Here is a 12,114-nt window from a genome sequence, read left to right on the forward strand (position 1 = left end):
GAAAACTTAGAAGATGAATTGAAATCGTCCCTGCAAAACACTAAAGTCGTTTTTATCAATTACCTTCACATTCGCTCCGGGAAGGAAATAGCTATAGTTCAGTTTGATTGCGATATGTTTATTCAGATAGTAATTAAGTCCTACGGAGAAATCTTTCTGCCTGCCTCCTTCAATTCCCGCAGAGGAATCATTCAAAGTGAGATAATTAAATCGCGCGCACAGTTCAAGGCTTTTTCCTTCCGGTCTTCCCGGACACGCCACTTCTTCATCATACAGATAATGATGCCCCAGCAATAACCAGGAACATTGTATATACGCTCCCTGTGCCACATAATCTCTAAAATTATGTTGTCTATTGACATGAGTACGGATGTATTCACTCTGCAGAAAGAATTTATGATAATAAATGAGCAACTCCGTTCCTATTTTAAACTGTGATACTGCATTATCTACATTTGCCACGACCAATGTACGATTATCAATGGTACTCACTCCCACAGATTTATAAGTGAATGTATCCTTATTTCCATCTTCCGGAAGTACACCATCCGGTGTACGACGGGTGGCAGCCACTCCCAGATGAATTAGTTTTCCTTTTTCATAAACAGGACGATACACCAAACGGGTATCAATGGCATATCCCTGCGACACATTTTTCAAGTTACTTAAATCATTATCGGTAAACAATCCGCCACACAGATAGTAATGTTTTGCATTATAAGAATAAGCCACTCCCATACGCCGACTATTCGTTAATGCCAGAACAACACCCGGTGATTGATTAAAGCGAAGATCAAACGTACTGCAAAGCATATCCAGACTAAACGGTTCATAGAACTGACCGACCTGAATGGAATGCTTCTTATAAGAATAGGTGGCAAAGGCATCCTTAATCGCAGCTTTATTCCCTGCATATCCCATCTCCAGTTTCATCTTCCAATTCCGGTAAGTAGCCTTCATACCTATACGAAGATCGTTAAACTCCGTTCCGTTTCCAAAATCCACCGGATTCTTTAAATAGATACCGCCGTCCATCAACATGCGTCCGGTTATCTTATACTGTATCTCATCCGTAGCATTTTGAGCTGTGATCGTCGGAACGACCAGCATAGACAACAAAAAAAGAAAGAATATCAAGCTATATTTCATTCGTTTCATCAGTCCTCTTTTTCAGATTTGTGACAGGGTAGATTCCATTCCTTCACCCACAAACTTTATCCCCCCGGATAATCCTGCTTCCCGTTCTTTCTTCAGTAGCTTCTCTTTTTTATAGCGCTGTATCAAATAAATCATGGAGCAAGTAAAAGCAACCGTGCAGATCAGCCCCACATAACCGGACAACAGATTGTAAAACTCCAGCCAGTTAATTTCTGTATGGGCAAACTCTTTAAACATCAGTACCAATACAGTGCCTGTATAACCGATGAAGTCAATTGTCACAATGAAAAAGCCTACATTGCCTTTTATCTTGAAACAAGCAATAAAACGGTCGAAGAAGATACTCTGAAAACAAAGATAAGCAACGTAAAGACACAGACTCTGCACAAACAGCCAAGTGATGGCATCCAATTGCAGAGAATCATAGTTGAACGAAACAAAACTCATCGTAGCTGTCCCCATCACTACCAGTCCAAGCAAAACGACCAATACTTTTATATTGCTTCTGACAAAAACCATTGCTCCGAATAAAGCGAGAATGATTAATGTGACCACCGTATCCACTTGTGCAAACATCCACGAAGAATGCCCGCTCATATCAATAATCTTCACAAGAAAATCTTCTTTTATGTCTCTAAGCACTACTAACATCAAATTGGCGACAAACAGTAAGATGAGGAAAGGCATGAAATCAATGAACAGTTCTTTCCGCTGTCTCCCATTCAAGGTGACCCGATGACTTTTTTGCTCGATATCCTGCTCAGTCGGTTGCGGTAAGCGGGTTAAGCTATAGCCTAGCAATGCCAACAAAGGAAGTGCAAAAGCACCGATCAACGCCGGCATCCAGAACTCACTGACATTCAAAGTATTCATCACAAAAAGTCCGATCGACTTCGCTGTCCCCGAACTGATCACAATACTGATTCCTAACAGACTCGCCAGAATATCCGTCGTCCTGCGCCCTTCAATAAAGCTGAAAATTACTCCCCACATACATCCCAATGAAAGTCCATTAAAAAACATTGCAAACATATTATAAGGAGCAGGAAGTAATCCAAATGCAACCAGCGACAGTTCTGCCACAGCAATAGAGACAAGAATAAACTTCAAACGATTCTCCCTTTTCAATTCGGATATCAATTTGATACCGATAAACTTAGCTATCAGATAGCCCAAAATCTGAATAATGGTAACCAAAACTTTATAGTCAAGACCGAAAGCTTCCAATCCGTCAAAAGTAGCAGCTGTAAATGGTTTGCGGAGCGCGTATACCAGAGAGTAAGAAAGAAGAGCTGCTCCGCCAGCCCATAAGATAAAGAGTAAATCAGACAGTTTCTTGTTAGCACTTAGTTTCAACTTTGCCTCAGTAATCGTTTTCATACTTTTCGTTTTTGATTTCTGAGGCAAAAGTAGCGTGGAACAGCGAGGAGATAAATGAATTATAGAGATTCATTTTCTTCATTATCAAGCAGAATCCGAGGTAATATTAATGTAATGTTTATGTAACTGCTTTTTCTTATAAATGGAATAAAAAAGAGATTTAACAGTCCTTTTTTATTCCATTATTTCATCTTATGAAATGATCCTTATTGCACAGCCAATAAAGTCGATTTAGACGTTACTCCGGATTGTACGTTTTTTCCGTCAATCATTATTGTGCAGGGAGCAGAAGAAAGAATATACCATTTTCCCTGCTTCTGTTCAAGCAACACATTAGCAGCTGCTGAAGTCCGGATACTAACATCCGGTGTAATCAACTGCGTCCCATTTCCCAAAAAGAATGTCCGGTTTCCCGCATATTCGTTACTGATTACAGCGTAGTCCGCTTTCACTTTCATCCCCCGATAGGTAGCGGTTTGCGACGAATCGGACAAAGAGAAAATATGATCTGTACGTCCGTTTTTACTTTCGACACAGATACCTGCAAAGTCTTTCAAACCGGCTTCTTCCGCATCAAAAAAGGAAACTGCCTCAATAGCCGAAGGTTCTTTCCGCGTACTAGGTTCATAAACAGCGACAAAAGGACGGTTCCATGCCTCTCCATGCTGGCGGGCGACAAAAGTCAAAGTAGGTTGCTCCTTTATATTATAAGGCATACCGGGAATACGGCTCAACCCTTCAGTCATCGGTGCCAATGCTGTGAATACTTCCCGTTCCGGCTCCCCCTTCATCCAAAGGTTCATAGAAATATCATCTCCGTCTTTATCCTTCATGTCAATTGTAAAAGTCACTTTCACATCTTTATCGGTAGCAGCCACCTTCTTATCATATAAGTAGGAATAAGCATAAAGATGAGCCCCTGCGAAAGCTAATTCTTCGGTAGGCTGTAAATTCAAGTCTGTACCATCAGCAGCCGTAAGCGTCATTGTCTGCCCTAAATTATGGTAGAAATAATCGTGCATTTTATCGCCTCCCTGTTCTTTCCGGCTTCGGAATACATCGATATAATACCCTGTCTCCGGCCCGGTAGTAACAATACTCATCATGCGAGTCTGATCTGCCCGGCTTTCCGGCTCCCGGAAAGCCACATTGCTATATGTGACGGAAGTAAATCCGCTTCCCGATTCAGCCGTGGCCGGAAAACAAGAAAGTAAGTCGAAAGAATGATTACTTTTCATCACCGGATAACTCGAAATACCATCTACACAAACTGTATTATGACTAGGAAACTGAGAGTAATATTCAGCATAATCCAGACCACTATATAAGAAAAGTCCGATACCCGCATCCGGTCCCAACACATATCCTTTCCCGTAAAGTTCCATCGAAATCCCGTTCGCATGCATATGATTACCTTCACTTGCATTCAACGAAATCATCAGACTGTTGCGTGAATCCATTCCATTCCGCTGTACCAGCCATGATACATTGGGAGCATAGAATAAAGGAGATACATAGTCTTCTATTTTCCCCGCCTGTACTTTCGGGTCCAGTACTAACGGTTTGTCTTCAAAGAACGAATTGACAGATACCCGGACATTCTTCTTACCCTCTTTTTCGTTGTCGGCTACCGGATTCAGACATTTCAACAAAGCTGTAAAGTAACGTTCTTGTTCCTTTTTTCCGTTCGCCTGCGCATTCTGTATCATCCGGATAAAGAAGTTCGTATTCAAATAACCCGGATGCGTATCTCCAAAACCACAGATCATCCTATTAGGAAAAAGATACTGAGGAGTAGCCGCTACAGCTTTTGCCAATACAGGCATTGCTGCTACCAAGTCATATTGCAGATTATGGTCAAACTGATTAGCGAAGTTCGCATAGTCATTGATTACTACGCTACTGTATCCCGGGCATTCCGCCCATATTCCTGTTTCGGAGTCAAAGCCATAATCAGCCAGCTTAGTCAGACTCCACTGGCGGATGCTCGAACGATTCATCACGTAGTCAATATAGTATTCGCGTCCTTTTCCATCCGTATACTCTTTATTATCTTCCAACACCAGTCCCACATTCATGACATATCGTGCCTGCAACAAATCCCAATTATTATGAGGTACTCCATTAGCTATAATATTATCTGCCCATTTCTTCAATGCTCCGGCATAAATTATCATCTTGTCCGGATAGTTGGATTTCAGATAATTATACAGGAAGTCATACAAAGGAACGACAATATGCAGGGCATCTTCATGAATCACTTCAAACGACGTCAACCCTACCAATGTCTGCTGATGCCCGTGATTCAGGTCAACAGGTACCTTTCTATAATAAATCCCCGTCATATAAGTATCGAAGACACCGGCAGCCAGTTTTGCATACTTTTCCTCCCCCGTCATCCAGTAGAGGAAAGCGGCATCACGGGCAATTCCCAGTATCTCACAATTCAGATTCTCAATATTACGTCCGGTCTTGGACGGATGTACACTCTCCAGCGGACGACCTTCCAAGGCATTGTTGCAGAAAGCCACATTTCCGTCTTCATTATCATCATAAGGTACTATATCCTCGAGTTTAGGGCGACCGTGTGTGGCAGCCGTTCCCCGTGTTCCGGTATAACGTACGGTCGGAGCAGGCGCCTTTTCACCTCCGGCATGGTCGAACACTTCTCCCTTCACGTAGACTTCCGTCGCATGCAACTTCCAATACATTGCCAAACGGGATAATAACCAGTCCGGCTGACTTTCCGTACGACGTGTATATACATCTGTCCGTTCTTTCAGCTTATTAAAGACATCTTGTGCCCATGCCTCTTTCTTTATTAACTTCCATGTCTCTTTCTTTCCTTCCGGAGTAGTCAGTACTCTCGGATGCTCCTGCGGCATTTTTTCCGGCAATGGAATTTCTTGCCCGTGTATATTCAGGAAAAACAGCATACACAATCCTAACAAAATTCGCCTCATACTTCCATTTCTTAATTTACGTTTGCTATGTATTTAATACGAAAATAAGGAATTATTTACCTAACCGGTATCGGATGAGTTGTTTTTATTTTCACAGATGCCGATCCCCTGTTCCCCCGGATTCTTATATATGTTCAAAAAGATAGCCTGCAAGCATTCTACTTACAGGCTATCACAATCCCCTTTTTTCCCTTTATATCAGGGAGACAACTTACGTTTCCCCGTCCTGTCGAAACCCTTGCTGTACATTCTTACCATCGAAACTACAAAAAGTTCGGGCAAGAACCATTTCCCCATTCAGACTCAGCTCCGGCAGGACTCTATAAGTTACTCTACAATATTCTTGCGAATCTCCCCAACTATTGTCGGATTCATATGGGTATTCGCCCTTTTCCGATGCGAAGATAATTTTTTTGTATCATTATTATAGTTAATACAGTCAACGAAAAGTGTTAAAAATAAAGATTTCATACCATACTTCCGCAGGCTTACACCAAACAGGAATATTTATTTTCGCCAAACAAAGCTCCAATTCCAAACAAAGAATTATATTTGCAGAAATCTAACAATTCTGATACTTATGAAAATACTATCTATCCATGATTTACAAATAATCAGGAAGAGAGCGGAGCACAATCTTTCATTGCGCGAAGAAAGTAATGAAAAAGTTTCCGAAAAATGTTGCGGCCTGGCGTCCGGAACAAAACATCTCCAGATTCTTATATGCGGAGGTACCGGTTGTAAAGCTTCTTCCAGTCAAGGCATCATGGAAAATCTTCAAAAAGCCATTGAAAGAAACGGGATTACTGACAAAGTAGATGTCATCACAGTAGGTTGCTTCGGCTTCTGCGAAAAAGGTCCCATCGTAAAAATCATTCCGGACAATACATTTTACACCCAAGTCACTCCCGAAGATGCGGAGGAAATCATCAGTGAACACATCATCGGAGGACGAAGAATCGAACGGCTGCTCTACACAGACCCGAAAACCGAACAGACCGTCAGTGACTCCAAACACATGGACTTCTATCGGAAGCAACTTCGTGTCGCATTGCGCAACTGCGGATTTATCGACTCCGAAAATATAGAAGAATACATCGCCCGGGAAGGATACTTCGCATTAGCCGACTGCCTGCTCTGCAAACAGCCTGCCGACGTCATCGACGTTATCAAGCGTTCCGGACTACGGGGACGCGGTGGTGGCGGATTCCCTACAGGATTGAAATGGGAATTTGCCGGAAAACAAGTATCAAATGTAAAATACGTTGTCTGTAACGCCGACGAAGGTGACCCCGGCGCATTCATGGACCGCTCCATCATGGAAGGCGACCCTCACTCTATTGTAGAAGCAATGTGCATTTGTGGTTATTCCATCGGCTCCTCCAAAGGATTGGTCTATATCCGCGCCGAATATCCGCTTGCCATCAACCGTCTTAAAAAAGCGATTGAGCAAGCTCGTGAGTATGGATTATTGGGAGATCACATTCTGGGAACAGATTTCTGTTTCGATATAGAGATACGTTATGGAGCAGGGGCTTTCGTCTGCGGTGAAGAAACCGCCCTCATACACTCGATGGAAGGAAAACGGGGTGAACCGACTTTAAAACCTCCTTTCCCCGCAGAATCCGGTTATCTGGGCAAACCAACCAACGTGAACAATGTAGAGACTCTTGCCAATATTCCTATTATACTGACGAAAGGAGCCGAATGGTTCGCCTCTATCGGAACGGAACGTTCCAAAGGAACGAAAGTATTCGCTCTTGCAGGGAAGATCAACAATGTCGGACTCATCGAAGTGCCAATGGGAACCACTTTGCGGGAAGTTATTTACGAAATAGGCGGAGGCATCAAAGGTGGAAAGAAATTCAAAGCCGTACAAACAGGTGGTCCGTCGGGTGGGTGCCTGACGGAGAAACATCTGGATACTCCTATCGATTTCGACAACCTACTGGTAGCCGGCTCCATGATGGGATCGGGAGGGATGATCGTCATGGACGAAGATGACTGCATGGTATCCGTTGCCCGTTTCTATCTCGACTTTACGGTCGAAGAATCCTGTGGCAAATGTACGCCCTGCCGTATCGGTAATAAACGTCTGCTGGAACTGCTGAATAAGATAACGGAAGGGCGAGGTACAGAAAAAGACCTGGACACGCTTTCCACTCTCGGAAAGGTGATAAAGGATACGGCACTCTGCGGATTGGGACAGACTTCCCCGAATCCGGTTTTATCCACATTGGACAACTTTTACGACGAATATCTGGAACATGTCAGAGACAAAACCTGCCGCGCCAAACAATGCAAGTCGTTGCTGACCTACACCATTAATCCGGAACTTTGTATCGGATGCCATCTGTGTGCCAAGAACTGTCCGGCAGATGCCATCAGTGGTTTAGTACGCAAGCCTCACGTTATCAATCCTGAGAAATGTATTAAGTGCGGCATGTGCATGGCACGCTGTAAATTCAAAGCTATTCTTGTCTGCTAAAATCTATTGCTATGGAAGAAAAACAAATCACCCTCCAGATAGACGGTCACTTTATTACCGTACCCGAAGGAAGCACGATCCTCGAAGCCGCTTGTAAAATCGGCATCAACATCCCCACACTGTGTCACATCGACTTGAAAGGCACTTGTATCAAAAACAATCCCGCTTCCTGCCGTATCTGCGTAGTCGAAGTGATAGGGCGTCGCAATCTGGCTCCCGCCTGCGCTACCCGTTGCACGGAAGGGATGGTAGTAAAAACCAGTACGCTGCGTGTGATGAACGCCCGGAAAGTAGTAGCCGAACTTATCCTGTCCGATCATCCCAACGACTGTCTCACCTGTCCCAAATGCGGAAACTGTGAACTCCAGACACTGGCACTGCGCTTCAACATCCGTGAGATGCCATTCAACGGTGGCGAACTTTCTCCCCGCAAACGGGAAGTGACCTCCTCCATTGTACGCAATATGGACAAATGCATCTTCTGCCGACGATGCGAAAGCGTCTGCAATGATGTACAGACAGTCGGAGCACTGGGAGCTATCCGTCGTGGATTCAACACAACGATAGCACCGGCATTCGACAGAATGATGAAAGACAGTGAATGTACCTACTGCGGACAGTGTGTAGCCGTATGCCCTGTAGGAGCATTGACCGAACGCGACTACACCAACCGCCTATTGGATGACCTGGCCAATCCCGATAAAGTCGTAATTGTTCAGACAGCTCCCGCCGTACGTGCCGCCTTGGGAGAAGAATTCGGGTTACCTCCCGGCACGTTGGTAACCGGAAAAATGGTTTACGCCTTGCGCGAACTGGGCTTCGACTACGTATTTGATACAGACTTTGCCGCTGACCTGACCATCATGGAAGAAGGTTCTGAGATTCTGAACCGACTGACACGCTACTTGGATGGCGACAAATCCGTTCGGCTACCAATCTTGACTTCCTGCTGTCCGGCATGGGTGAATTTCTTCGAACATCATTTCCCGGATATGCTGGATATCCCTTCTACCGCACGTTCTCCCCAACAGATGTTCGGCTCCATCGCCAAGTCTTACTGGGCAGAGAAAATGGGAATCCCCCGCGAGAAACTGGTAGTCGTCTCCATCATGCCCTGTCTGGCTAAGAAATATGAATGTGACCGTGACGAATTTAAAGTGAACGGCATCCCCGACGTTGATTATTCCATCTCCACCCGCGAACTGGCACGACTGATAAAGCGTGCCAACATCGGTTTTACCCTCGTACTGGACAGCCCGTTCGACAATCCTATGGGAGAATCTACCGGTGCCGGTGTCATCTTCGGTACGACAGGTGGTGTAATGGAAGCCGCCCTGCGCTCCGTTTACGAAATCTATACCGGAGAACCGCTGAAAAATGTAAATTTTGAACAGGTACGCGGACTGAGCGGTGTGCGGCGTGCTACCATCCATCTAAACGGATTTGAACTGAAAGTAGGCATCGCCCACGGACTAGGCAACGCACGGCATTTGCTGGAAGATATACGAAACGGACAGAATGAATATCATGTAATCGAAATCATGGCATGCCCCGGCGGCTGTATCGGAGGTGGCGGACAACCGTTGCATCACGGCAATTCAGACGTTCTTTATGCACGTGCCAACGCCCTTTACCGTGAAGATGCCAACAAACCTTTACGCAAATCTCACGAAAATCCGTATATTCAAAAACTGTATGAAGAATATCTCGGCAAACCACTGGGCGAGAAATCGGAAATGCTGTTACATACGCATTATTTCAATAAATCGATCGATTAACTTTAAACAAGTAGTATTATGTCAGATATAAAGCTAGCCTGTGATGTGGTGGAACAAGTCAAAACGATTTGCGACAAGCATGGAAACAATCCGGGCGAATTAATAAATATTTTGCATGAAGCGCAACATCTGCACGGCTATTTGCCTGAAGAGATGCAGCGTATCATAGCCTCGAAACTCAGAATTCCCGTATCCAAAGTCTACGGGGTAGTGACATTCTATACCTTCTTCACTATGACTCCGAAAGGAAAGCATCCTATTTCCGTCTGTATGGGCACGGCATGCTACGTACGGGGGTCAGAGAAATTATTGGAAGAATTCAAACGGGTACTTGGCATCGAAGTCGGAGAAACCACTCCCGACGGAAAATATTCATTAGACTGCCTGCGCTGCGTAGGCGCCTGCGGATTAGCTCCGGTAGTGATGATCGGTGAAAAGGTGTACGGACGGTTACAACCGGTAGACGTAAAGAAAATCATTGAGAAACTGGAATAAAACAAAAAGAAGGTCATCTCAAGATAAAGCTCTCACTTTGAAAATTTTATCTTGAGATGACCCTTTGCTTTTTATCTATATCATCTATCTAAAACCGGACTTTTTTAGCTCAGCTTTTTTCCGTCATATCCCCACTTCACGTAAACGGCTCCCCAGGCAAATCCTGCTCCGAACGCAGTGAAAATCAGCTTATCGCCTTTTTTCAGTTTATTTTCAAAATCCCAGATACAAAGCGGAAGCGTGCCGGCACTCGTATTGCCATAACGCTCAATGTTGACCATAACCTTTTCCGATGGCACTTCCAGACGCTGTGTTACAGCAGTGATTATACGTTGGTTGGCCTGATGAGGAATCACCCAGTCAATATCTTCCTTCGTCAAATGATTTCTTGCAATAATGGCCTCGCATGCATCCGACATATTGGCTACAGCATACTTAAATACAGTACGGCCTTCCTGATAAATATACTGCATATGATTATCCAAAGTATAATACGAATGCGGACATACAGACCCTCCGGCTTTTATATGCAGGAAAGGTAGCCCTTTACCATCCGTCCGCAAAACGGAATCAATGATTCCTACATCTTCTGTCGTTGGTTCCAGCATGAAAGCAGCCGCACCGTCACCGAAGATAGGACAAGTTGCGCGGTCTGTATAATCAATGATAGAAGACATCTTATCAGCCCCCACTATGATTACCTTTTTATACTTCCCCGAACGGACAAAATTCGCTCCTGTCTCCATTGCATACAAGAAACCACTGCAAACAGCCTGCATATCAAAGGCAAAAGCATGTTTTAATCCCAGTCTTTCGCAGAGGATAGATGCTGTAGAAGGAAAACGATAATCAGAAGTAGTAGTGGCAACAATAATCAGGTCAATATCATCCGGATTGGTATTCGTGCGTTGTATCAACTGCTTTACAGCCTTACGAGCCATGTAAGAAGTCCCGAGTCCTTCCTCATTCAAAATGTGTCGTTCTTTGATACCAATACGCCCCATAATCCATTCGTCAGTGGTATCGACCATTTTAGAAATTTCATCATTAGTCAGCACATAATCGGGCACATATCCTCCGACTCCAGTAATTACCGCATTTATTTTATCCATCAAGTCTATTTTCAGAATTACAAAAATGTGATATCTCAAAAATATCGGGCGCAAATATACAGAAAAGAGAATGATATACAAGAAAGGATTACTAAAAATACCAGTCTCTTTTACCTATGAAAAGAACTTTTGGCTAAAGACCGAGAAGTTTTGACTAAAATTCAGATAAGTACATAATTGAAAAACAAACGAAAAGAACCCCGCATAGCATAAAATGGTTTCATATTCTGCGGAGAGAGCGGGATTCGAACCCGCGATACACTTTTGGCGTATACACGCTTTCCAGGCGTGCCTCTTCAACCACTCGAGCATCTCTCCTTTCAAAACTCAATAAAAACATTGGAAACACCCCGTTTCCGTTTCAGAATATCGGAGTCATCACCCTCCATAAAAACAAAAAAGCAGCCGAACAGCTGCTTTCCAGCGGAGAGACAGGGATTCGAACCCCGGGTACCTCGCAGTACAACGGTTTTCAAGACCGCCGCAATCGACCACTCTGCCACCTCTCCAGAACTTCCTTATCAGAAGTGCTTTTCGTTAAAAGCGGTGCAAAGGTACAAAGATATTTTAAACTTGCAAGAGTTTTCTCTCAAAAAATAATCGAATCTTTTCCTAAGGATAGCAATTAATAGGTATTTTATGTTGAAAAGCATAAAAGAGAGCATATTTATGCTGATTATATGAAAAATGATTGTAACTTTGTGCGCTCTAAAGAAAAGGATAACTACAACCTCTAATTT

Annotated in this window: 7 protein-coding genes and 2 tRNA genes; 3 read left to right on the plus strand and 6 right to left on the minus strand. The window is 43.9% G+C overall.

Annotation, left to right across the window (positions count from 1 at the left end; translation table 11 throughout):
* Positions 1-6: 6 nt before the first annotated feature.
* The 3 genes from BLW31_RS07395 to BLW31_RS07405 all read right to left on the minus strand — a co-directional run bounded on the left by BLW31_RS07395 (position 7) and on the right by BLW31_RS07405 (position 5,501).
* Positions 7-1,158 (minus strand): OprO/OprP family phosphate-selective porin, encoded by a 1,152-nt coding sequence (locus BLW31_RS07395; protein WP_022302127.1) that lies wholly within the window; start codon positions 1,156-1,158, stop codon positions 7-9.
* 12 nt (positions 1,159-1,170) lie between these two features.
* Complete coding sequence (locus tag BLW31_RS07400; RefSeq protein WP_010537428.1) at positions 1,171-2,538, minus strand: DUF5690 family protein; 1,368 nt, start codon at positions 2,536-2,538, stop codon at positions 1,171-1,173.
* Between the two features lie 206 nt (positions 2,539-2,744).
* Complete coding sequence (locus tag BLW31_RS07405; RefSeq protein ID WP_022302128.1) at positions 2,745-5,501, minus strand: endo-acting ulvan lysase-like protein; 2,757 nt, start codon at positions 5,499-5,501, stop codon at positions 2,745-2,747.
* A 580-nt stretch (positions 5,502-6,081) separates the two neighbouring features.
* On the opposite strand from BLW31_RS07405, the gene BLW31_RS07410 reads away from it, so the two are divergent.
* The 3 genes from BLW31_RS07410 to nuoE are packed head-to-tail and all read left to right on the plus strand — an operon-like array spanning position 6,082 to position 10,262.
* The gene (locus tag BLW31_RS07410) at positions 6,082-7,989 is read left to right on the plus strand and encodes an NADH-quinone oxidoreductase subunit NuoF (RefSeq protein ID WP_022302129.1); all 1,908 of its coding nucleotides are present in this window, start codon (positions 6,082-6,084) and stop codon (positions 7,987-7,989) included.
* 11 nt (positions 7,990-8,000) lie between these two features.
* Positions 8,001-9,767: an NADH-dependent [FeFe] hydrogenase, group A6 gene (locus tag BLW31_RS07415; RefSeq protein WP_010537425.1), complete on the plus strand. Its 1,767-nt coding sequence runs from the start codon at positions 8,001-8,003 to the stop codon at positions 9,765-9,767.
* An 18-nt stretch (positions 9,768-9,785) separates the two neighbouring features.
* On the plus strand, positions 9,786-10,262 hold the full coding sequence (gene nuoE / locus BLW31_RS07420; RefSeq protein WP_010537424.1) for an NADH-quinone oxidoreductase subunit NuoE: 477 nt from the start codon (positions 9,786-9,788) through the stop codon (positions 10,260-10,262).
* 104 nt (positions 10,263-10,366) lie between these two features.
* Here the strand turns inward: nuoE and BLW31_RS07425 are convergent, their stop codons facing one another.
* The 3 genes from BLW31_RS07425 to BLW31_RS07435 form a co-directional block, all read right to left on the minus strand.
* Positions 10,367-11,374: a beta-ketoacyl-ACP synthase III gene (locus BLW31_RS07425; RefSeq protein ID WP_010537423.1), complete on the minus strand. Its 1,008-nt coding sequence runs from the start codon at positions 11,372-11,374 to the stop codon at positions 10,367-10,369.
* Between the two features lie 230 nt (positions 11,375-11,604).
* Positions 11,605-11,692 (minus strand) — tRNA-Ser (locus BLW31_RS07430).
* 106 nt (positions 11,693-11,798) lie between these two features.
* Positions 11,799-11,883, minus strand: a tRNA-Ser gene (locus tag BLW31_RS07435).
* Positions 11,884-12,114: the final 231 nt, after the last annotated feature.

Origin of the sequence: Bacteroides faecis MAJ27, assembly GCF_900106755.1 — a bacterium.
GTDB classification, from domain to species: domain Bacteria; phylum Bacteroidota; class Bacteroidia; order Bacteroidales; family Bacteroidaceae; genus Bacteroides; species Bacteroides faecis.